Origin of the sequence: Thermomonas sp., assembly GCF_025993755.1 — a bacterium.
Classification (GTDB): Bacteria; Pseudomonadota; Gammaproteobacteria; order Xanthomonadales; family Xanthomonadaceae; genus Thermomonas.
This window is the reverse complement of sequence record NZ_JAMQHN010000012.1, coordinates 1-22,961: the sequence shown is the minus strand read 5'-3', so window position 1 is coordinate 22,961 and position 22,961 is coordinate 1. Positions and strand designations below refer to the sequence as shown.

Below are 22,961 nucleotides of genomic sequence, written 5' to 3'. Positions count from 1 at the left end.
TCCCGAACTGACGGCCCGTCCGGGTCGCGGGTACTGGCTGGGGGAGCAAGCTCCAGCCGTCCACGTCCGGCGTCCGATCACGGCCGCCAACCGCGACCCGGGTAGAATGCGCGCACGTCCGACTTCGGCGATTTCGCCCCAAGGCACCATGAGCGCCGATCACGACCCGCTGCCCCCGTTCACCGCCTTCGGCCTGCCCGAACCCTTGCTGGCCGCGCTGCGCGACGTTGGCTACGAATCGCCCAGCCCGATCCAGGCGGCCACCATTCCGCCGCTTCTGGCGGGCAAGGACGTCATCGGCCAGGCCCAGACCGGAACCGGCAAGACCGCCGCCTTCGCCCTGCCCGCGCTGGCACGCCTGGATCCGACGCCGGGCAAGCCGCAGGTGCTGGTGCTGGCGCCGACGCGCGAATTGGCGATCCAGGTCGCCGAAGCGTTCCAGACCTACGCCAAGCACATTCCCGGCTTCCAGATCCTGCCGATCTACGGCGGCCAGGGCTACGGCCCCCAGCTGCACGCGCTGCGGCGCGGCGTTCACGTCGTGGTCGGCACGCCGGGGCGGGTGATCGACCATCTCCAGCGCGGCACCCTGGACCTGTCGCAACTGCGCCTGCTGGTGCTCGATGAAGCCGATGAAATGTTGCGCATGGGCTTCATCGATGACGTCGAGACGGTGTTGAAAAGCACCCCCGAAACCCGCCAGGTCGCCCTCTTCTCGGCCACCATGCCGGCGCCGATCCGGCGCATCGCCAAGGCCCATCTGCGCGAGCCGGTGGAAGTGGCGATCAAGGCACAGACCGCCACCGCCGCCGGGATCCGCCAGCGCTACTGGATGGTCAGCGGCATCAACAAGCTCGACGCATTGACCCGGATCATGGAGGCCGAGCCGTTCGAGGCAATGATCGTGTTCGCACGGACCAAGCAGGCTACCGAGGAACTGGCCGACAAACTCGCGGCGCGCGGATTCTCGGCGGCGGCGATCAACGGCGACGTCGAACAGAAAACCCGGGAGCGCACCATCGGCAGGCTCAAGGACGGCCAGATCGACGTACTGGTCGCCACCGACGTCGCCGCCCGCGGGCTGGACGTGGAGCGCATCAGCCACGTCCTCAATTACGACATCCCCTACGACACCGAAAGCTACGTCCACCGCATCGGCCGGACCGGGCGCGCCGGCCGCAGCGGCGAGGCGATCCTGTTCGTGGCTCCGCGCGAGCGCGGCATGTTGCGCGCGATCGAACGCGCCACTCGCCAGACCATCGAGCCGATGACATTGCCCAGCGTCGATGCGGTCAACGCGCGCCGGGTGGCGAAGTTCCTCGAAAAGATCGATGCCGCGCTCGGCAGCGAGGACCTGACGGTGTTCCGCGAACTGGTGGAGCGCTTCGAGAACGAACGGAACGTTCCGATGGCGGAAATCGCGGCGGCCCTGGCCAAGCTCGTGCAAGGCAAGACGCCGCTGCTGCTGCCGCAGCCGGCCCAGCCGGAGCGGACGTTCCAGCCTCCGCAGGACCGCCGCCATCGCGACGACGGGCCCGAGCCAGACGCCCGCCGCCGACTCCGCGATGCTGCAGGCCCAAAGGCACGTCAGGAAGGCGACCATCCGCGGCAGGCATCGCCGCCGCGCCCGCCCCGCGAACGCCCCGCGCCCGACTTCCCGATGCAGACGTTCCGGATCGAAGTTGGCCACCGGCACGGCGTCCAGCCAGGCAATATCGTCGGCGCGATCGCCAACGAAGCCGATCTGGAAAGCCGCTACATCGGCCGCATCGACATCCGCGACGACCATGCGCTGGTCGATCTGCCGGAAGGCATGCCGCACGAGCTCCTGGCCCACCTGAAGAAAGTGCGCGTGGCCGGCCAACCGCTGCGGATGCGCCCCGCCACCGATGACGACCGCGCGGCCGGCGCGGGCAAACGCCGCCCGCCTAGCCCACGCGGACGCAAACCACGCGACGGTTGAGACCGGGGTTCCGGCCGCATTTTCCCGCGTTCAACCGCGTCGAAAACCCCTTCCGGATCCGCTCAAAACGGCCAGGGCCAATCCATCAGCGGTGCCAGGAACCAGTAGGCACCCACTAGCGCCACGCCCCAGAACGCCAGCTTGAGCAGCGCATCGACAACCTTGATCGCGAGCCAGACGCCGACGACGAGCAGCGCGATTGCGATCCAACTCATACGGTCGATTCCAACGGCCTGGAACCGCACGACAACGCCCAATGCCGTTGCCTGCCAACCTTCTTGAGCTGCGCTGCCGATTTCCTCATGCTGAGCGATCGGAACGTTCGGGCACGGGCGCAGCCTGCGGTTCGATCTCCGCACGCGCCGGCGCCGGGTGCGCGCGCCGAAGCCTGCTGAACAACGCCACCGCCCGTTCCCGCCGACTGGTCAGTGCGTACCACCCCAGGCAAAGCAACACGAACAACGCCAGCAACACGGGATTGGGGACGTCCATGCGCATCGCCTGCCCCACCGCCAACCCGCACAGCAGGCTGAACCAGGTCAGGTGCAGGGCGGCGCGGGTCGGCCCGAAACCGGCATCCTGCAGGATGTGGTGGATGTGGCTGCGGTCGGCGAAGAACGGCGAACGCCCCTGACGCATCCGCCGCACGCTGACCACGAGGCAATCCATCACCGGGATCGGCAGCAGCCACAGCGCCAGCACCGGATTCACCGGATGCCCCGGGTTCTGGGTCAGTCGGAAACTCACCCAGGCGATGACCAGACCCAGCAAGGCGCTGCCGGCATTGCCGAGGAAAGCGCTGGCGCGCGGTCGCCACGGCAGGCGCAGGTTCCAGATCAAGAATCCCGCCAGTCCACCTGCCAGCACCGATACCCGTTCGGCCAGCAGCGTGTTGCCCGCGTAGAGGGAAGCCATCATCAGCATTGCCAGGGCGGCCAGACCCAGCAGCCCCGCCTGCCCATCGGCACCGTCGATCATGTTCATCGCATTGATGATGCCGACCGTGGCGAACACCGTGAATGGCACCGACAGCCAGCCCAGCGAGAGTTCCGGCAGACCGAACACCGGACCGATCTGCTCTACCCGGACGCCGCCCCAGAAAATGATGATCAGCGCCGCGACCACCTGCGCCAGGATGCGCCAGTACCAGCGCACGTCGCGCATGTCGTCCCAGAGCCCCACCACGACCAGCAGCAGGGCCGCAGCGCTGAACGCACGCAGTCCATCGCTGGCGGAGCTCTGGAACAGAAAGAAGGCGGCCACGCAACCGATGAAGATGGCAAGGCCGCCCGTCACGGGCGTTGGCGCGGCGTGATCCTTGCGCCCCTGGGGATGATCCAGCAGATCCAACCGATGCGCGACCGGCCGCAGCAGGCACATCACCCCCGCCGTGATCAGGAATGCCAGAATGGCAGCGACAGGATCGAACCCTTTCAGCACGCAAGACCCCCGCGATTCGCATCGCGACTTCATCGGAGCAAACCCGGACAACGTCGGCCAAACCGGCGTCGTCGCGCGCCATGAACAGCACGCCAGCAGACCAAACGCGTCCACGCCTGATCCGACGTGGGTTCCGATTCTAGTCCAATCGTCGATGCCGGTCAGCGACAACCGCAAGCGCTTCACTCCGCATCGAACACCTTTCCCGGATTCATGATCCCTTTCGGATCCAGCGCCGCCTTGATCCCGCGCATCGCCGCGATTTCTGCGGCGCTGCGGGTGCAGGACAGATACGGTTTCTTGACCAGCCCGATGCCGTGCTCGGCGGATATGCTGCCGCCATGCGCCTGCAGGATCTGCGCCAGCAGCGCGGTCACGTTTTCGCAGTCGGCCACGAAGGCGTCCTGCGCCATGGATTCCGGCTTCAGGACATTGATGTGCAGGTTGCCATCGCCGATGTGGCCGAACCAGACCACTTCGAATTGCGGGTAGGCCTCGGCCAGCAGCGCCTGTGTCTCGCGCAGGAACGCCGGCATCGCCGACACCCGCACCACGACGTCGTTCTTGTAGGGAAGATATCTGGCGATGCTTTCGGTGATGCCTTCGCGCAGCCGCCACAGCTGTGCCGCCTGCGCCTCGCTGGCGGCAAGCACGCCATCGCTGGCCAGTCCCTGCTCCAGACATTGCTCGAACGCCGCCAGCGCACCGGCCTCAATGGCGGCGTCGCAAGCGAATTCCGTCACCACGTAGAACGGATGCGCCTGCGCGAACGGCGGCTGGGCGCCATGCGCCAGCACGTGCTTCAAGGCGAGATCCGTGAAGAACTCGAACGCCTGCAGCTCAAGTCGCGCCCGGAACGCCGCAAAGACCTGCATCAGGGCTTCGAAGGACGGCAGCGCCAGCAGCATCACGCTGGTCGGCGGCGGCGGATCGGTCAGGCGCAGGCTGGCCTCGACGATGATGCCCAGCGTGCCTTCGGAAGCGATCGCCAGATGCCGCAGGTCGTAGCCGCTGGAATCCTTGACCAGTCCACGCCCCAGATCCATCAGTTCGCCGCTGCCGGTCACCAGCTTCAGACCGGCGACCCAGTGCCGGGTGTTGCCATGGCGCACCACCCGGATACCGCCGGCGTTGGTGGCCAGAGTGCCGCCGATGCTGCAGGAGCCGCGCGCCGCGAAATCCACCGGGTACTGCAGACCGTGGCTGCGCGCCGCCTCGTGGACGCGCTGCAGCGGCACGCCGGCCTGCACGGCAAGGATGCGGTCGACCGGATCGAAACCGAGCACCCGGTTCAGCCGGGCGGTGCTGACCACCAGCTCGCCGCGCGCGGCCACCGCCCCGCCCGACAGCCCGGTCCGGCCGCCGGAAGGCACGATCGCCATGTTCTCGGCGTTGGCCCAGCGCACGATGGCCTGCACCTCCTCCACGCTGTCGGGCAGCGCGATCGCCATCGGCGCCGGCGCCCAGCGCCGGGTCCAGTCGCGCCCGTAGTGCTCCAGGTCGGCCGCATCGGTCAGCAGCCGTAGCGTCGGCAGTGCGGCCTGCAGCGAAAGGAGGTGGGAATCGGACATGGCGGCAACTCAGGCTGTCAAGGGTCGGAACGATCGGCGGTTATCCGTGCTCCGCCGGCATATGCCGGGTGCAAAATAGCATGACGCAGCGCAACAATAACGCCGCCGTTCTGGCTATAGTCGCTTTCAATACCTCTGCAGATGTCCACCCGCATGTCCCCTCCGAAGACCTCGTTTCCGAAACAGGACATCCGCGTGCTGCTGCTGGAGGGGGTCAGCCAGACCGCGGTCGAGACCTTCGAGGCAGCCGGCTACAGCCAGATCGAATACCACGCCAAGGCGCTGCCGGAAGACGAACTCAAGGCGCGGATCGCCGAGGCCCACATCGTCGGGCTGCGCTCGCGCACCCAGCTGACCGCCGAAGTCCTGGCGCAGGCCAAGCGTCTGGTCGCGATCGGCTGTTTCTGCATCGGCACCAACCAGGTCGATCTGGAGTCCGCCGAACTGGCCGGCATCCCGGTCTTCAACGCACCCTATTCCAACACCCGTTCGGTGGCCGAACTGGTCATCGCGCAGGCCATCCTGCTGGCGCGCGGCATCCCGCAGAAGAACGCACAGTGCCATCGCGGCGGCTGGAGCAAATCGGCCGCCGGCAGCCACGAGGTGCGCGGCAAGACCCTGGGCATCATCGGCTACGGCCACATCGGCACCCAGGTCGGCGTGCTGGCCGAAGCGCTCGGGATGCGGGTACTGTTCCACGACATCGAGACCAAGCTGGCGTTGGGCAACGCGCAGCCGGCGGCGGGGCTGGACGACCTGCTCGAACGCGCCGACATCGTCACCCTGCACGTGCCGGAAACTCCGTCCACCCAATGGATGATCGGCGCGGCGCAGATCGCCAGGATGAAGGCCGGCGCGCATCTGATCAACGCCGCGCGCGGAACCGTGGTCGTGATCGAGGCGCTGGACGCGGCGCTGCGCTCGGGCCGTCTGGGCGGCGCGGCGGTGGACGTGTTCCCGGTCGAACCCAAGGCCAACGGCGACGAATTCCTCTCGCCGCTGCGCGGCCTGGACAACGTGATCCTGACCCCGCACGTCGGCGGCAGCACGCTGGAGGCGCAGGACAACATCGGCGTCGAGGTCGCGGCCAAGCTGGTGCGCTACAGCGACAACGGCAGCACGCTCTCGGCGGTCAATTTCCCCGAGGTGACGCTGCCCGAACACCCCGGCAGCCTGCGCCTGCTGCACATCCATCGCAACGTCCCGGGCGTGCTGTCGCGGATCAACGACGTGTTCAGCCAGCACGCCCTCAACATCGACGGGCAGTATCTGCGCACCGACCCGAACGTCGGCTACGTCGTGATCGACGTCGCCGCCGACGAAGCGCAGGCCAGCGCGCTGCGGGACGCGCTGGCGGCGATCCCGGGAACGCTGCGGACGCGGGTGCTTTATTGATGACTGCCTCATTCCCCTTCGAGGGGAAGGCTTCGACAGCCATCATCGCGCCAGCCACTTGCCCGCCATCCGCCGCACCGAAGCGTCTGCCGCGGCGTCCTCGGCCAGTTCCGCAATCCCGCGCCACGCCAGATCCAGCGACTCGGCGCTGACGCGATAGGCTTCCTCCCACCCGGCCCGCACCACGAAGCGCACGTCGTAATGCCAGTGCGCCGGGACGCCCTTGTGTTCGGGAATCCAGTGCCGGTCGAGGTCGAAGATCTCCGGTTCGATGTGCAGCCCCGGCAAGCCGGATTCCTCCTCCGCCTCGCGCAACGCGGCGGCGGCCAGATCGCGCTCGCCGTCGGCGTGTCCCCCCAATTGCAGCCACAGGCCCAGCTTGCGGTGGTGGGTCAGCAGCACGCGGGCACCGTTGCGACTGACCAGCCAGCAGGAGGCGGTGAAATGTCCCGCGAGGCGTTCGCGCCGGAACGGGTTTTCCGCATCCGCCAGAAGCGCGTGGAACAGCGCCACCGTCGCGGCTTCGTCCGGCCAGCGCCGCGCATAGCCGGACAGCGCTTCCGCGAACCCGGCATCCGTTCCATTTCCCATCGTCACACCGCGCCCGAAGAACATGAATGCGTGGAATTATCCATGCCCTGGACCTGCGGCGCTTGTGCGATGCCCCCCTGAACGTATAAGGTCGCCCGGTTCAAGCCCGTGCTTGTGGCTGAACGATACCATCGACTCAAAGGGGAGCCTCCGATGCTGTTCCAGCGCGTCAAGCCGCTCGACAAGATTCTCGAAACCGCGGAAAAACATTCTTTGACGCGCCAGCTCGGCGCCCTTCAACTCACCCTGCTCGGCATCGGCGCCATCATCGGCACCGGCATCTTCGTGCTGACTGCCGCGGCCGCCCAGAAGGCCGGCCCCGGCATGATGTGGAGCTTCGTGATCGCCGGCGCTGTTTGCGCGGTGGCGGCGCTGTGCTACTCGGAAATCGCCTCGATGGTACCGGTGTCCGGCTCCGCCTACACCTACACCTACGCCGTGATGGGCGAGTTGCTGGCGTGGACGGTCGGCTGGGCGCTGATCCTCGAATACGCGGTGGCCGCCTCGGCGGTGTCGGTCGGGTGGTCCGGCTATTTCATGGGCCTGGTGAAGAGTTGGACCGGCTTCGAACTGCCGGCCTTCCTCGCCTCCGGCCCCGCGTGGTCGTTCACCGGCGGCTTCAGCATCGACTTCAGCCACGGGGTGTTCAATCTTCCCGCCGTCATCATCGCGCTGGCCGTCACCTGGCTGCTGATGATCGGCACCACCGAGAGCGCGCGCGTCAACGCCGTTCTGGTCTCGATCAAGATCATCGCGCTGTCGGCGTTCGTCGTCATCACGGTTCCCGGCATCAACAGCGCGCACTTCGAACCGTTCTCGCCCAATGGCTGGTTCGGGAACGGCAACGGTTCCGGCCTGGGCATCGTCGGCGCGGCGGCATCGATCTTCTTCGCCTACGTCGGCTTCGACGCGGTCTCGACCGCGGCCGAGGAGACCAAGAATCCGCAGCGCAACATCCCGATCGGGCTGATCGGCAGCCTCGGGGTTTGCACCGTCTTCTACCTGCTGGTCGCCGCGGGCGCGATCGGCGCGATCGGCGCGCAGCCGACCGCTGCCGGCGTGCAGCCGGGTTCGCCGGAATTCATGGCCCAGTGCAAGGCGCTGCTGGCCGCGGGCAGCCAGCCGCTGGTGTGCTCGGACGAGGCGCTGGCACACGTGTTGCGCCAGATCAACTATTCCTGGGTCGGCAACATGGTCGGCCTCGCCGCCAACCTCGCGCTGCCCTCGGTCATCCTGATGATGCTCTACGGCCAGACCCGCATCTTCTTCGTGATGGCGCGCGACGGCCTGCTGCCGGAAAAGCTGGCCGACATCCATCCGAAGTGGAAGACCCCGCACAAGGTGACGCTGATCACCGGCCTCTTCGTGGCGATCGCCGCCGCCCTGTTCCCGGTCGGCCAGCTGGCGGACATTTCGAACTCCGGCACGCTGTTCGCCTTCTTCATGGTGGCCCTGGCGGTGCTGATCCTGCGCGTCAAAGATCCCAACCGCCAGCGCCCGTTCCGCACGCCGATGGTCTGGATCGTCGCGCCGCTGGCGGTGCTGGGCTGCGTGTTCCTGTTCTTCAACCTGCCGTTCGAGGCCAAGATGGTGCTGCCGGTCTGGGGCGCGATCGGGCTGGTCGTGTATTTCCTGTACGGCTACCGCAAGAGCGACCTGGCGCGCGGCATCACCGGCCCGGAAGGCGGCCCGCAGATGAAGGATCCCCCTTCATTCCACGAAGGCCCGCACGCCTGATCCCTGGCGGCAGTTCGCGAAAAACCCGGCACCACGCCGGGTTTTTCGTTTTCGGCAGCCGCCGGCACGAGTATCCTCGCTGCTTCCCCGCGAAACGCTCACGCCATGCACGATTCCGAACGCGCCGCCCGCCAGTCGCTGATCGACTGCTGCCGCTCGATGAATTCCGACGGCCTGTCGCTCAACCGCTCGGGCAACGCCAGCCTGCGCTGGGGCGAAGGGCTCCTGATCACGCCCACCGGCCGCGCCTACGACGCGCTGCGCCCCGAGGACATCGTGTACCTGGAACTGGACGGCACCTGCCCACAAGGGCAACTGCTCCCCTCCAGCGAATGGCGTTTCCACTGCGACCTGCTGCGCAGCCACGCGAACATGGGCGCGGTGGTCCACGCCCATTCGCCGCACGCTACCGCGCTGGCCTGCCTGGGCGAAGGCATCCCGGCCTTCCACTACATGGTCGCAATTGCCGGCAGCGACCACATCCCCTGCGCCGACTACGCCACCTTCGGCACCCATGCCCTGTCGGAACACATCCTGCGCACGCTGCACGGCGGCCTGCGCGCCTGCCTGCTGGCCAACCACGGGCAGGTCGCCCTCGGTCACACGCTGGATGCCGCCTACGCACTGGCGACCGAGGTCGAAAATCTCGCCCGCCACTACCTGCTGGCGCGCACGCTGGGCCCGACCCGCAACCTGTCGCCGGAGGAGATGGCCCGGGTCATCGAGAAGTTCAAGACCTACGGCCAGCAGCCCGGCGCACACTGATCCGGCGCCCATGGCAACGTCGCATGAAGGCCGCACCGTCCGCCATGTGGCACGTCGGCCGGACGCCCTAGAATGCGCGGATGACCACGACCGCTTTCGACCACAACCTGTACGCCGGCTGCGCCGCGCAGATCATCTCCCACACCCGCGAACTGGCCGCGCGCGGCTGGACGCCGGCGACCGCCGGGAATTTCTCGATCCGGATGGACGCCAACCATGCGGCGATCACCATCTCCGGCAAGGACAAGGGACGCCTGACCGAAGCCGACATCATGGTGGTGGACATGACCAACAATGCGGTCGCCACCCACCACCGCCCGTCCGCCGAAGCCGCGCTGCACACCCATCTGTACCGACGCTACCCAGACGTCGGCGCGGTGCTGCACACGCATTCGCCCACCCAGACCATCGCCGGATTGCTCTACGAAGCCGAAGGCCGGGTGCGTCTGCGCGGCTACGAACTGTTCAAGGCGCTGCGCGGGCACACCACCCACGAAACCACGCTGGACCTGCCGGTGGTGCCGAACTCGCAGGACATGGACGCCCTGACCGCCAGCGTCGATGCCGCACTGGGCGCGTCCGGCGGCTGGGGCTACCTGATCGCCGGACACGGCCTGTACGCCTGGGGCCGCGACATCAGCGAGGCGCGCCGGCATCTGGACGCCTTCGAATTCATGCTTGGCTGCGAGCTGGAAATGCGCCGCCTGGGCTCGCGTTGAGGAGCATCCGATGAGCCGTCTCCGCATCTTCGACCACGACGCGCCCGATGCGCCGATTCTGAGCACCACCGACCGCGCCGCGATCGCCGCCGAACTGGAAAGAATCGGCGTCGCCTTCGAGCAGTGGGAAGCCGCACAGCCCGTGCGCCCCGGCGATCCGCCCGAAGCGATCATGGCCGCCTACCGCGCCGACATCGACCGACTGGTCGAGGCCAATGGCTTCCGCAGCGTGGATGTGGTCAGCATCGCGCCCGACAACCCGAACCGCGAGGCGATGCGCGCCAAATTCCTCGACGAGCACGCGCACAAGGAAGACGAAGTGCGCTTCTTCGTCGCCGGTTCCGGACTGTTCTCGCTGCACGTGGGCGACAAGGTGTTTGAGGTGCTGTGCGAAGCCGGCGACCTGATCGCGGTACCGGACGGCGCCACCCACTGGTTCGACATGGGGCCGGAGCCGAGTTTCGTGGCGATCCGTTTCTTCACCGAACCGGACGGTTGGATCGGCCATTTCACCGGCAGCGACATCGCGCAGAAGTTTCCGCGCTACGAATGACGACGATACTGACCGACATCGAAGGCACAACCAGCAGCATCTCCTTCGTCAGGGACGTGCTGTTCCCGTATGCGCGGGCGAAGCTGCCCGGCTTCGTGCGCACACACGGGCACGAGCCCGAGGTGCGCCGCTGGCTGGACGCGGTGGCCATCGAGATTGCCGCCAGCGCCTGCCAGGACGCGGTGATCGTGGAGACGCTGCAGGGCTGGATCGACCGGGATCGCAAGCACACCGCGCTGAAGGCGCTGCAGGGCATGATCTGGGACTCCGGCTACCGCGACGGCGACTTCACCGCGCCGCTGTATCCCGACGTCGCCCCCGCATTGCGCGCCTGGCGCGCCGGCGGACACGCGCTGGCGGTGTATTCCTCCGGTTCGGTGCCGGCGCAGAAACTGCTGTTCGCGCACACCGACGCCGGCGACCTGACGCCGCTGTTCTCCGGCTTCTTCGATACCGAAGTCGGCGGCAAGCGCGAGGCTGCCAGCTACCGCGCCATCGCCGACCGGCTCGGGCAAGCCCCCGCACGCATCCTGTTCCTTTCCGACGTGGTGGCCGAGCTCGACGCCGCCCGCGACGCCGGCCTGCGCACCGTGCTGCTGGACCGCCGCGAGGACTATCCGCAGCCACGCCTCGGCGCAGCGTCCAACGGACATGTGCGCGCCGAATCCTTCGCTGACATCGCCATCCCTGCATGAGTGCAGCCGCGCCAACAGGCCGCGTTGAGGCCTACCGCGTCTCCAGCAACCCGGCACGCGTCAGTGCGTCGATCAGGGGCTTTCGGTTGTCGGTGGGATCGCGCGGCCAGCCGACGATGTGTTCGACCACCTTGCCATCCCGAACGATGTAAAAGCCCGGCATCGGCCAGTCTGCGGGAAGCAGCGTCCATTCTTCACTGGTGTGGATCAGCTCCGCCTGCGCCGCCGGGAAACGCCGGTTCCAGTCGCGCACGGCATCCAGATCCTCGCGCCCAGGCGGCAGCATCAGCCAGTGCGCGTGTCGGGCGAACACCGGACCCAGCAAAGGATCGCGGGTGATGTCTTCGGCGGCATCGACGGAGAAATGGCAGCCGGCGGTGACGAAGATGGTCGTTCCCGCCGTGTCGAAAGGCGTGCGGACCAGAGTTGCGCCGTCGGCGCTGATGCGCCAGACCGTGGGCCCGGACGCCTGCGTTCCAACGGCGTCCACGATGGCTGGCACTGCGGGAAGGCCCGCCAGTGGATGTGCGGCGACGAAGCCTGTCGCCTTGTCGAAACGACGCGCCAGCAACAGACCGTCGTAGAGCCGTCGCAGATCGCCGGGCCGGGCGATGCCGCGTCGCTGCATCTCGTCGATGACGATGCGGCGCGGATCCAGCATTCCATCCGGCAGCAGGTCAACGGCACGCAGGAGATACACCAGTTCGCGCTCGGACAGCGCTTCCAGCGCCTCAGGCCGATGCGACAGATCGCCGAACAGCACATCGAAACGTCGGCGCAGCGCATCGACATCCTTGTCGTCGACACGTTGCAGTCGATACAACACATCGAATCCGACCTCGACGCGCCCCGGCGCATCGGCATGGCCGTGCCACGGGGGCGGTACGAGCTGATTGCGCGACGGCACCATCTTCGCGTAATCGGCGGCATCGAACAGCGCCAGGACACGCTCGACCTCAACGGGCGTCAGCTCGGTTGCCAGATCGTCGGTATCGAATCCGCCCAGTCCCTTCGCGCCAAAACGCAGGCTGGACAGGAAGCGGGCGCGCGCCAGCTGCGGCAGCAGATCGAGTGGCGTGGAGTGGCCCGCGTTTGACGTGAGGTATTTCTCCAGCGCCGCCCGCGAGCGCAACGGCAGCAGCGCCGAAGGGTCTTCCTTGGTATCCATCAACCGATACGTCGTGCTGGCGTCCACCTCGCCGCGCCAGCGGTCGAATGCGCGGACGTCGATGCGGTGTTCGCCGGCCGTCGGCGTGGTCGGCAATGCGCCGCGCCACAGGTGCGGCGACGGCTTGGCCTCGGGCGAGCGATCGTAGCCGCGCAACGACGGTGCTTCGTCGTCGCGCACGTTCTCCGCCAGCAGCGCCGGATCCGGCTGAAGCACCTTGCGCATCGGCTGCCACGGGCCATCGTCCACACGGTATTCCACGCGGGTATCGTCGTCGCCCATGTAGACGTTGGCGAACACGCCCCATGCCGGGTAGGCGCCCCGTCGCAGCACCTTCGGCGCGTGCAGGCCAATCTGGCCGTCGCTGGCATCGCGCGCCGCGTGCCATGACAGCGCGTAGTCGCCGCCCTCGCTCACGGTGAGAACGGCGTAGCCGTTGGGCGTACCGTCGGCCATGGTCGCCGCAGGAATGCCCTGCGCATCCTTCACGCCCGACCAGAAAGCGCCACAGGCGGCGCCGACGTTGAATTCGTGCAGCGGCCGCGGGCCGCGCCAGCCGTCAGCGGCAGAATGGAACCGCTGCTGCTGGATGTGGGTATGTGCACTGAGCACCAGCAGGTGCGGGAAATCCTTGAGCAGGGAAAACAGCCGCACGCGATCGGCACCGCGGAAGCTGTCGCGGGTCCCCGTTTCGAACAACGGGATGTGCAACGCCAGCACCAGCAGCTTGTCTTTCGGCAGCGTCGGGAGCCATCGTTCGAGGAACTCGAATTGCTCCTCGCGCAGGCCGCCGACGTAGGCCGGCGATTGATTCGGCAGAACGACCACATCGTCCAGCACCACGAAATTCGCCAACGCGGTTTCGCGGGCGAACGTGTCGGGCCCGATGGCGCGATGGAAGTGCGTGAGCGACCCGTCATCACCGGCGGCGCCGGGATCGACGTCGTGGTTCCCCGGGGCATACAGCCATGAAACGCCATGCCGATCCAGCAACGCCTTGAGCTGCGGATACAGATGCGGCGCATCGTCGACCAGATCGCCGAGCACGATGCCCAGAGACGCCGCCTGCCGGCCCAACATGGGCTCGACGATGTCGCGCCGGAAATAACCGACGTCCATTTCCGACTTCACCTGCGGATCGCCCAGCACCAGCACCTGTGCGGCCTCGCCTTGCAGCGTGGCCGGCGCGCGGTGATAGACGATGCAGCCGGGAGCCAGACCACCCTGCGCGCGCGGCAGCGCCAGCGGCGCTTCCACCGTCACCGGAATGCAGTTGGCCCCTGCCTGGGGAAACGCCAGCGCGGCGCCGAGGAACGCAATCCATGCAAGGAATCGTGGCATCCCGGCATTATGCGCGGGAACCACACTGCCGGTTCAAGGCGTCGCGATGGGGACGTCGTAATACGTCCGCGGCGAGGGCTCGGGTTCCAGCCGGTAGTGCCACCATTCTTCCGGCAGGTTGACGAAACCCTGCGCTTGCATGGCAGATCGCAGCAGGTGGCGATGCGCTCTCTGCGCGGAAGCCACGTCGGGCGAATCGGTGTGCGCGCGCGGTCCGAAGAAATCGAACTCCGTACCCATGTCGAGAGGAGAGCAACCGGCGCCTTGCGCATCGCACTGCAGCAAGGTGAGATCGACGGTCGCCCCTCTGCTGTGGCCGGAGACGGGGGCGATGTACGTACCGGCGAGTTGGGACTTGTCGAGGTCGGGATAGAACTCGTCCTTCGTCCGGAGATCGGCCGGGTCGGCCATCCAGCGAACGAACTGCGCGACGGCACGGGCCGGACGGTAGCAGTCGAAGACCCGCAGACGAAAACGGTGGACACGCAGCGCCGCTTCAACCCGCGCAAGCGCATCGGCCGCTTCGGGCTTGAGCCAGCACTGCGGCGCGCCATAGCCTTCGACCGGGACGCCGACGAAATTGTGGTTGCCGGCATACCGGATGTCCAGATCGATGTCCGGAATGCGGGATCGGATATCGACCAGGTCCGCTTCCTGCATGGTCGTGACAGGCGACAGTATCGGCGCATCGCCTGCCCGTGCAGCGGTCGCGCAAAATCCAGCCACTGCAACGGCCCATGCGGTCGGCGCCATCCACGCAAACAAACCCGACCGCGCCACGGCGGCAGCCGCACTCATGGTTCCAGCATCTGCTGGATGCGCTCGAGGTTGGCCAGCAACAGCGCCTGGCGCTGGTCGTTCATTTCGCACAATGCAATGAAAATGCGATCCAGAAGGTGCTGCAGCGCCGACTGGTAGAGCAGCGGCTGCACGTAGGCCAATTCATCGTGCGCCGACACGAGCAGGGCCTGGTCGGCGATGGCACGCAGGGGATTGGCGCTGTGGCGGGTGACGCTGATGACCAGCCCCCGGCGCTCGCGAAAGTAGCGTGCGATCTTGGTCAGCGCCGGATGATTGCCGTGTTCCGAGAACACCACCAGCACATCGCCGGACCCGGCCGCCGAGGCATTGGCCGTCATGCGGGCCGTATCGAAGTTGTGCACGGTGAGGATGCCAAGCAAGGACAACCGCATTGCGAAGCCGCGTGCGTAGATGTCGTCTTCGCCCAGGCCTATGAGGAACACCCTGCCGTTGCGCCCGGATTTGTCGATCGTGCGCGCTGCCGATTGCACCGAATCGGGCGGATTGATCAGCCGGGTCGCCTCCTCGGCTTCGGATTTGCGCTGCCAGAGCTGCGCCGCATTTCCGATCGTGGCCCGCCCGCTCCCCTCCACCGTTGATCCAGCCTCGTCGCCGCTGCGGGCAATGGCCTCGCCGATCGAATACTTGAGATCCGGATAGCCCTTGAAACCGAGTTTCTGGGTGAACTTCACGACGCTCGACTGGCTGATGCCGAGCGCGTTGGCCAGCTGCTGGGAGGAATAATCCCGCAGCAGGTGGGAGTTCTCGAGGATGAAATCGGCAATCCGCCGCTCCACGGCGGACATCTGGTCGCGCTCCGATCGGATCTTGACCAAGGGCGACATCACGCGTGGATCTCCTTGAGTCCGTGGATTTCCCGGATCCCGAGACCCGGCGCATCCGTCACGGAAATTTCCGATTCGTTGAAGATTACCCCGCCGGCGACCGGATTTGTGAGGCACAGGGACGGCCCGTCGAGGTCGACCCGCGTGATCACGCTGGACTTGGCGACGGCGACGTGGACCGCGGCCGACACGCTGATCGAGGTTTCCAGCATGCAACCCATCATGCACTCGACGCCGTGCAGTGCGGCGATGTCGGCGGTGCGGATCGCGTTGGAAATGCCGCCGGTCTTCATCAGCTTGATGTTGATGATGTCGGCCGCGCGCATCCGGATCAGATCCAGCACCTCCAGCGGGCCGAACACGCTCTCGTCGGCCATCACCGGCGTGTGCACCCGCTCGGTGACGTAGCGCATGCCCTCGATGTCGCGCGCCTTGACCGGTTGTTCGACAAGCTCAAGCTTCACCCCGGCACTCTCCAGCGTGTTCAGCGCGTGGACCGCCTGCTTCGCGGTCCAGCCCTGGTTGGCGTCCAGACGCAGCAGCGCGCGCCCGTCCACCGCCGCGTGGATCGCCTTGACCCGTTCGATGTCCACCCCGATGTCCTTGCCGACCTTGATCTTGAGCGACTCGAAGCCGCGCTCCACCGCGCGCAGGGAATCGGCCACCATCTTGTCGATGTAGTCCACGCTGATGGTGATGTCGGTGGTGATCACCGGGTCTCCGCCGCCAAGGAGCTTGTACAGCGGCGCCCCGTAGAGCTGCCCCCAGAGGTCGTAGACCGCGATTTCGACCGCCGCCTTGGCGCTGGTGTTCTTCTCGACCGAGGACTGGATCAGCTGTGTGATGCGGTTGAGCTCGGACACGTCCTGCCCGACCAGCCGCGGCGCGATGTAATGCCGGATCGCGTCGATGATCGAACCGTGGGTGTCGCCGGTGATGACCGCCGTCGCCGGCGCTTCGCCGTAGCCGATGCGGCCGTCGTCGGTGTCGATCATGACGACCACATCCTCGACGACTTCCACCGTACGCAGAGCCGTCTTGAACGGCGTCTTGAGCGGCACGCGCAGCATGCCGAAGCGGATGTCCGTGATTTTCATCTGGGTCCTTTCATTGAGATGGTTTTCTGCATGTTCAGGTCAGCGGCGGATGCGCACGATGCTGGTCATGTGATCGACGAAAGTGTCGCTCTCTCCGTAAAGCATCGGCAGCAGGGGCGTGACGGATACCGCGTTCAACTTGACGTCGGCCGTCGTCCCGTCGTCGCGTCGATAGCGCATTCCGGACACGTCGTGGATGACATAGGGCTGGCCGTGCAGGTTGCCGATCACCAGCATCACATGGCCCGGGATATAGACCAGATCGCCAACCCGAAGCGCCATGGCCGCGGCAACGCGGTCCGCGTGCGAATCCGCGGGGCCAAACAGTCGATGCTCAAGTCCCGGGCTGATCGCCTGCCGGCTGGTATTGCGCGGCAGCAGCACGCCCATGCTTGCGTACACTTCCGAAACGAACCCCGAGCAGTCGCGGCCATCGTAGTCGTGGCCCCAGCCGTAGCGCTCGCCGAGGAACTTGAACGCCTGCCGGATCAGGTTGGCGCGCGTCAGCGGAAGATAGCCGTCGGCGGTATCCGCATTCTTCTGCATCAGCGCGGTCTTGAACGCCAGCGCGCCTTCCTCGCCGCGAACCGGCAGAACCACGGGCCAAGCTGCCTGGGCCGTCTGCCCGTTCACCGGCCGATCCGGGGCGAGCCCGGAAGCGAGCGGCAGGCGCGTGGTCATGTCGAACTCACGGCGCGATACCTGCGGAGCCTCCGGCGTATACACCGATTCCACGCGCGCACCGGTCACCACCCGGAATGGCGCGCGGGACGCGTAGTCGAGCACCTCGGCGCGCGTTCCAAGTGCGACCAGATCGCGCTGCACCCACGCCGCATAACGCGGGCTGAGCACGAACAGCCAGCGTCCGTCGGCGGATTCATGCACGACAGCGACCGGCGTACCGGGAAATTCCGCAGTTTCCTGGAACCGGTCGATGTCGACATCGCCCGGTTCATCGAACGCACGCAGTTCGGTGGGGAACGCCCGCAGCGGCGCACGTTCGACGATCAGGCCAAAACGCGGCGTCACCTGCTCCGGAATCCTCTCCAGCGCCAGCGATTGGCGCCAGCCGGCGATCGTCACGTCCGCATAACGCTGCCCCTCGGCATTGAACAGCGGGCCACGCGGCGCGGCGGAGACGCCATCGATCCAGCCCAGGACGGTCCGTCGCGGCAGGGTTCGCGGCAGCGCGGCAAGGTCGTGCAGCGATGGCTCCAGACGCAGCAGGCGCGCGTTGGCCTCCCGGATTTCCGCAGGCGTCAATACCGGCGCGTCGGGATGCTCCAGCCGGGCAATCCAGAAGTCCGGCACAAGCTGCGCATCCTCCACGCCCAGCACGCCGGAAGCGGGAAGCGGCAGCGTCCCGGCCGTCCGTTCCGCGGCCCGGACTGCGGAAATCTGCCCCGCGGCAAGGGCCAGGATCAGCAGCGCACGTGACAACAGGGCAACATGCATGGGTTTGCACTCCATTACGCTTCACGGCCCCGGCAGAGCCAACGCCGACATGATGGCCGCCATCATCAGACCGAATCCCGTCCCGAGGATGTAGCCCAGCAGGGCCAGCAGGATGCCGACCGGAACCAGCGGCTTGGCATAGCTCGCCGCCAGCACCGGCGTTGCCGCCACGCCGCCAACGTGCGCCAGCGAGGAGATGCCGCAAAGATACAGGTCGAAGTGGAAGATTCTGGCAAGAACGGCCAGCACCAGCGCGTGGATCGCCAGGATGCAGGCACCCGCGAGGACATACATCGGCGCCGAGGCGATGCCTTTGAAATTGCTCTGTGAGGCGAGTATGGCCACCACCAGGATCAGCAGGGCCGACGACACCTGGCTGGCGCCGGGAGACCGCGCCAGCGACGTATGCGCCACCATCAGGCCGAAGCCCGTGGCCAGCAGGATGGCCCAGGTGGTCGCGCCGATGACGCCGGTTGCGGGCAGCAAGTCGGCCAGTTCCCGGGACAGCAGCGCCACCGCCAGCGCAAAACCGAGCCACAGCAGCACACCGTCCCAATGCAGCGGCCCGGAAGCGCGGGTCTCGACCTGCGGCAAGTCGCCGGAGTTCTTCGCCCCCGTCCAGCGGTTGAACGCCGGCGCCAGCCGTGCGATCGAAAACAGCACCACCACCCAGACCGAATAGCAGAGCGCGTCGGTCAGCAGCGACATGCCCAGCAGCTCATCGGACATGCCGATCGCCTCCTTGACCGCGATCTGGTTGGCGGTGCCGCCCACCCAGCTGCCCGACAGTGCCGCCAGCGGCTGCCACGCCTTCCCCGCCAGCCACGGGCGGAACAGCAGGAACACGACGACAAATGCGACGAACAGGCTGAAGGTGGTGGACACGAACACGCCCAGCACGCGCGGCCCAAGCCGGAAGATCGCGCGCAAATCGCAATTGACCATCAGCAGGAACAACAGCGCGGGAACCCCGCGCGCGACCAGCGTGCCCTGCGCTTCCTTGATCTGCGGGCTGATCGTCCACAGCCCCGCCACCGCCAGTGCGGTGATCGACAGATACACCAGCACGATCGGCGGGAGCACCGTGAACAGCTTCCAGCCGGTGCGCCGCTCCAGCGCCGGGAACGCGCCGGCAATCAGCAGCATCAGCGCCAGATAGGGCCAGACCGTGTCGATCACAGCGGATCCCGCAGCCGGAGGAATGGCGACAATGAAACCGCAATCTCGCGCAAAAAGGAATAGTCCATTATTTATTAAATTTCTTTCCGCATAATTTATTGACTCTCGACACGCTGCGTGCTAAAAAATCTCCGAGGGTCTGTCGCGGCGGGGAGGTGACCATAGTGACAGCAGATGCCGATCCAGGCGAGAGGACGCGCGCGCGAATCGGCGCGCTCTGCGTGCTCACGGCCTTGCTGCTTCCCGCCCTCGCCATCGGCAGTGAAGCGCCCTCCGCGCAGCCGCCCGTTGCGCCGCCAGCCCTGGTCGAGATGATCGACCGCGGAGACTTCGACGCCGCCAATGCCGCGATCGATGCCGCACTTGCCAAACCCGGAACCGATGCACGGCAGCGACAGGCTCTGTTGTTCCAGCGCGAACGCATGCGCCGCATCCGTCTCGATTTCTCCCTCGACAAGCAGGCACTGGCCGCGCGCGTGCGCACGTTGATCCCGGATCTGACCCCGGAGGAATTCGACCGATGGGATCGTGAAGGCCTGTTCGAGCGAATGACCATCGACGGCGCCGTCCGTTACTTCAACCGCGATGCCGGCAACCTGATCCGCCTCAGCCCGGAGGCGCGGGCACGTCGGGCCGATCCGGTGCCGTTCGCCGACGGCCCGCTGGAAACCCTGCACGACCTGCATCGTGCCATTCGCGCAGCTGCCCAGGCCAGCGGAAACGCGAGCGTGCTGCCCATCCGGCTGCGCATGACGCAAACTCTCACCATCGATGCCGACGCGGTGCCGGCCGGCAAGACCGTCCGCGCCTGGATCCCCTACCCGCTCGCGATCCCGGGCCAGCAGGAAGCCATCCGCTACGTTGCCAGCACTCCCGAGCGCCACGCGATCGCGCCGGAGTACGTCCCGCAGCGAACGGTATATCTCGAAAGCGCCGCCATGGCCGGCCAACCGACGGAGTTCTCCGTCACTTACGAGCTGACGCTGTTCGCCCAGGATCACATCCTGGATCCCGCCCGCGCCGAGCCCATCGCCCTGACTCCGGAGCTCGCGCCCTACGTCGAAGAACGCCCCCCGCACGTCGTATTCACTCCGGCCATGCGCGAATTTTCCGCGCGCATCGTCGGCGACGAAACCAACCCCTACCGGATCGCGCAGAAGCTGTTCGCCGCCGTCGACGCCATTCCCTGGGCCGGCGCGCGCGAGTATTCGACGATCTCCAACATCAGCGACTACGCGCTGCACGCCGGCCACGCCGACTGCGGACAGCAGACCCTGCTCCTGATCACCCTGCTGCGCATGAACGGGATCCCGGCCCGCTGGCAGTCCGGGATGGTGTTCTCGGACGACGGCTCCGGCTTCGACAACATCCACGACTGGGGCTTCGTCTATCTGCCGCCGTGGGGCTGGGTGCCGATGGACGTCACCACCGGGCAGTTGCACGGGAACCGGGCGGGCGACGAGTCGCTGCGCTGGTTCTACCTCGGAGGTCTCGACAACTGGCGGATCGCCTTCAATTCCGATTTCGGTCGCGCCTTCGTGCCGCGCAAGCAGCATTTCCGTTCCGACACCGTGGACTCGCAGAGAGGCGAAGCGGAATGGGATGGCGGCAACCTCTATTTCGACCAGATGAATTACCGCTTCGACTGGGAAATCCTGCCAGCGCCGAATCGCCAATCCAGCCACTGAACCAACCACCAACCAACTTGTATCGATGGGGAGATCGAGCATGACCCGCAACCACGCCTTCCGCCGCACGCTTCTCGCCACGGCGCTCGCCCTTGGCCTGTCCGTATTCGCGGTGTCTACGGCACAGGCGGCCAACAACGATGGTTCCGTAGCGGGCCGCGCCGCGCCGGGGGCGACGATCACGATCGTCAGCCCGGCAACCGGCCTGACCCGAACCGTGACCGCCGACGCCAACGGCAGCTACCGCATTCCGTTCCTGCCGATCGGCGAGTACCGGGTCAGCATCGACGGCTCCTCCGACACCCGGGCCGCGACCGTCAGCCTTGGCGCCACCACGACCGTCGATTTCGTCGGCAGCGGTGCGACCATGCTCGACTCCGTGGTCGTCACCGGCGCCAGCGCGGCGACGATCGACGTGACCTCCACCGAATCGGCCACCAACCTGACCCGTGACGAACTGACCCGATTGCCGGTGGACCACAGCGTCGGCTCGGTCGCCCTGCTGGCTCCCGGCGTGGTGAAGGGCAATGCCGCCTTCGGCGGCATCTCGTTCGGCGGCTCTTCGATCGCGGAAAACGCGATATACATCAACGGCCTGAACGTCACCGATTTCTACAACCGCAACGGATTTTCCGAAGCCCCATATGCGTTCTATCAGGAGTTCCAGGTCAAGACCGGCGGCTATTCGGTGGAATTCGGGCGCACCACCGGCGGCGTGATCAATGCGGTGGCACGTTCAGGCACCAACGAGCTGCACGGCGGCATCGAAGTGACCTGGGAGCCGCGGCGCTGGCATTCGTCGGCGCACGACCGCTACGACGACACGGGCTACCGCTACATCACCGCCAGCCGCGACAGCGACGCGCTGCTCAAGACCAACGTATGGGCATCCGGGCCGCTGGTTCGGGATCGACTGTTCATTTTCGCGATGTACGAACAACAGCTGTCGACCCCGTGGAACACCGACAACACCGGATCGATCATGACCCACCACCGTGGCAACAACGGCTTCTGGGGAGTGAACCTGGACTGGTACATCAACGACAGCAACTCCCTCCAGCTGATGGCGTTCTCCGACAAGGCCAAGGGCACCGGCAGCGTCTACGACTACGACTTCGCGACCGACACCACCGGCCAGCTGACCAACAAGGTCTTCGGCGACAGCGGCGGCCAGAACTGGGCGTTGACCTGGACCAGCTATCTCACCAACGCCCTGTCGATGAAGATCATGACGGGCCGCAACACGCGCCAGGCCTTCAACCGTTCCCAGCTCGACATCGACTGCAATTACATTTCTGCCACCAATGCCTTCCTGGCAATCCACGATCCGGGCCTGCCGATCGGCTGCACGTCGAATTCAACCGTGTACCAGCGCGAGGACGTGCGCCGGCAATCGCGAATCGACTTCGAGTGGACACTCGGAAATCACCTGTTGCGCTTCGGCTTCGACCACGAGCGCAACACGTCGGACTACGCCCGCCACTATGCCGGACCCGGCGCGTTCTATTACAGCCTGTACGACACCACCCCGGGCGCCACCATCGAGAACGGCGGCGTCGTGCCGGCCGGCTACGACGCCTACGTCCGCGCCCGCCGCTACGAGATATCAGGGGTCTTCACCACCACCAACTCCGCCTTCTACATCGAGGACAACTGGCAGATCACGCCCAACCTCGTGCTCAACCTCGGCCTGCGCAACGACAGCTTCGACAACAAGGACGCCGCCGGCAACAGCTACATCCGGATGAAGAGCCAGATCGCCCCGCGGTTCGGGTTCTCCTGGGACGTCCGCGGGGACCAGACGATGAAGCTGTTCGGCAACATCGGCCGCTACTTTCTGCCAGTGGCCAACGTCATCAACATCAAGCAGGCCGGCGGCTTGCTCGACGAACGTACTTACTACGCATTCGACGGATGGGCCACCCATACCCTCAACGGCGTGGACTACGTCGTGCCGA

19 protein-coding genes are annotated in these 22,961 nt (G+C 66.5%); 9 read left to right on the top strand and 10 right to left on the bottom strand.

Going from position 1 to position 22,961, the window contains the following annotated elements:
* Positions 1–148 precede the first annotated feature (148 nt).
* On the top strand, positions 149–1,963 hold the full coding sequence (locus Q0X16_RS00845) for a DEAD/DEAH box helicase (RefSeq protein ID WP_297829643.1): 1,815 nt from the start codon (positions 149–151) through the stop codon (positions 1,961–1,963).
* A gap of 62 nt (positions 1,964–2,025) precedes the next feature.
* On the opposite strand, the gene Q0X16_RS00840 is transcribed toward Q0X16_RS00845, so the two are convergent.
* The 3 genes from Q0X16_RS00840 to Q0X16_RS00830 all read right to left on the bottom strand — a co-directional run bounded on the left by Q0X16_RS00840 (position 2,026) and on the right by Q0X16_RS00830 (position 4,974).
* The gene (locus Q0X16_RS00840) at positions 2,026–2,178 is read right to left on the bottom strand and encodes a hypothetical protein (protein ID WP_297829640.1); all 153 of its coding nucleotides are present in this window, start codon (positions 2,176–2,178) and stop codon (positions 2,026–2,028) included.
* Between the two features lie 85 nt (positions 2,179–2,263).
* Positions 2,264–3,403, bottom strand: a complete 1,140-nt coding sequence (locus tag Q0X16_RS00835) for an MraY family glycosyltransferase (protein WP_297829638.1) — start codon at positions 3,401–3,403, stop codon at positions 2,264–2,266.
* Positions 3,404–3,585: 182 nt separating this feature from the next.
* Positions 3,586–4,974, bottom strand: coding sequence for an FAD-binding oxidoreductase (locus Q0X16_RS00830; protein WP_297829635.1), 1,389 nt, complete (start codon positions 4,972–4,974; stop codon positions 3,586–3,588).
* A gap of 153 nt (positions 4,975–5,127) precedes the next feature.
* Here Q0X16_RS00830 and serA point away from each other — a divergent pair, with 153 nt between their 5' ends.
* Positions 5,128–6,369 carry a phosphoglycerate dehydrogenase gene (gene serA, locus Q0X16_RS00825; RefSeq protein WP_297829632.1) on the top strand — a complete coding sequence of 414 codons (1,242 nt, stop codon included), beginning with the start codon at positions 5,128–5,130 and terminating at the stop codon, positions 6,367–6,369.
* 42 nt (positions 6,370–6,411) lie between these two features.
* Here serA and Q0X16_RS00820 read toward each other — a convergent pair whose 3' ends face one another.
* Positions 6,412–6,960 (bottom strand): NUDIX domain-containing protein, encoded by a 549-nt coding sequence (locus Q0X16_RS00820; protein ID WP_297829629.1) that lies wholly within the window; start codon positions 6,958–6,960, stop codon positions 6,412–6,414.
* Positions 6,961–7,113: 153 nt separating this feature from the next.
* Between Q0X16_RS00820 and Q0X16_RS00815 the strand changes: the two genes are divergently transcribed.
* The 5 genes from Q0X16_RS00815 (at position 7,114) to mtnC (ending at position 11,429) form a co-directional block, all read left to right on the top strand.
* Entirely contained in the window at positions 7,114–8,697 is a 1,584-nt protein-coding gene (locus Q0X16_RS00815; RefSeq protein WP_297829626.1) for an amino acid permease, read from the top strand.
* A gap of 105 nt (positions 8,698–8,802) precedes the next feature.
* On the top strand, positions 8,803–9,462 hold the full coding sequence (locus tag Q0X16_RS00810) for a class II aldolase/adducin family protein (protein WP_297829623.1): 660 nt from the start codon (positions 8,803–8,805) through the stop codon (positions 9,460–9,462).
* Positions 9,463–9,542: 80 nt separating this feature from the next.
* On the top strand, positions 9,543–10,181 hold the full coding sequence (locus Q0X16_RS00805) for a methylthioribulose 1-phosphate dehydratase (RefSeq protein ID WP_297829620.1): 639 nt from the start codon (positions 9,543–9,545) through the stop codon (positions 10,179–10,181).
* A gap of 10 nt (positions 10,182–10,191) precedes the next feature.
* Entirely contained in the window at positions 10,192–10,734 is a 543-nt protein-coding gene (locus Q0X16_RS00800; RefSeq protein ID WP_297829616.1) for an acireductone dioxygenase, read from the top strand.
* Positions 10,731–11,429 (top strand): acireductone synthase, encoded by a 699-nt coding sequence (gene mtnC, locus Q0X16_RS00795; protein ID WP_297829613.1) that lies wholly within the window; start codon positions 10,731–10,733, stop codon positions 11,427–11,429. The genes Q0X16_RS00800 and mtnC overlap by 4 nt, the downstream gene beginning before the upstream one ends.
* Before the next feature lie 31 nt (positions 11,430–11,460).
* Here the strand turns inward: mtnC and Q0X16_RS13295 are convergent, their stop codons facing one another.
* Genes Q0X16_RS13295 through Q0X16_RS00765 form a run of 6 tightly spaced genes read right to left on the bottom strand, consistent with a single transcriptional unit; the run spans position 11,461 to position 19,315 of the window.
* Positions 11,461–13,938: a calcineurin-like phosphoesterase C-terminal domain-containing protein gene (locus Q0X16_RS13295; RefSeq protein WP_345780272.1), complete on the bottom strand. Its 2,478-nt coding sequence runs from the start codon at positions 13,936–13,938 to the stop codon at positions 11,461–11,463.
* A 33-nt stretch (positions 13,939–13,971) separates the two neighbouring features.
* Positions 13,972–14,691, bottom strand: a complete 720-nt coding sequence (locus Q0X16_RS00785) for a M15 family metallopeptidase (protein WP_297829610.1) — start codon at positions 14,689–14,691, stop codon at positions 13,972–13,974.
* 41 nt (positions 14,692–14,732) lie between these two features.
* Complete coding sequence (locus Q0X16_RS00780) at positions 14,733–15,584, bottom strand: MurR/RpiR family transcriptional regulator (RefSeq protein WP_297829675.1); 852 nt, start codon at positions 15,582–15,584, stop codon at positions 14,733–14,735.
* Entirely contained in the window at positions 15,584–16,681 is a 1,098-nt protein-coding gene (locus Q0X16_RS00775; protein WP_297829608.1) for a dipeptide epimerase, read from the bottom strand. Before Q0X16_RS00775 ends, Q0X16_RS00780 begins: the two co-directional genes overlap by 1 nt.
* Positions 16,682–16,720: 39 nt before the next feature.
* Complete coding sequence (locus Q0X16_RS00770; protein WP_297829605.1) at positions 16,721–18,136, bottom strand: SH3 domain-containing protein; 1,416 nt, start codon at positions 18,134–18,136, stop codon at positions 16,721–16,723.
* Between the two features lie 21 nt (positions 18,137–18,157).
* The gene (locus Q0X16_RS00765) at positions 18,158–19,315 is read right to left on the bottom strand and encodes a DUF819 family protein (protein ID WP_297829601.1); all 1,158 of its coding nucleotides are present in this window, start codon (positions 19,313–19,315) and stop codon (positions 18,158–18,160) included.
* A gap of 311 nt (positions 19,316–19,626) precedes the next feature.
* Here Q0X16_RS00765 and Q0X16_RS00760 point away from each other — a divergent pair, with 311 nt between their 5' ends.
* Together Q0X16_RS00760 and Q0X16_RS00755 are read left to right on the top strand one after the other, a co-directional pair.
* Positions 19,627–21,003 carry a transglutaminase domain-containing protein gene (locus Q0X16_RS00760; RefSeq protein WP_297829673.1) on the top strand — a complete coding sequence of 459 codons (1,377 nt, stop codon included), beginning with the start codon at positions 19,627–19,629 and terminating at the stop codon, positions 21,001–21,003.
* A 40-nt stretch (positions 21,004–21,043) separates the two neighbouring features.
* The coding region (locus Q0X16_RS00755) for a TonB-dependent receptor (RefSeq protein WP_297829598.1) at positions 21,044–22,961 on the top strand (1,918 nt) is incomplete at its 3' end.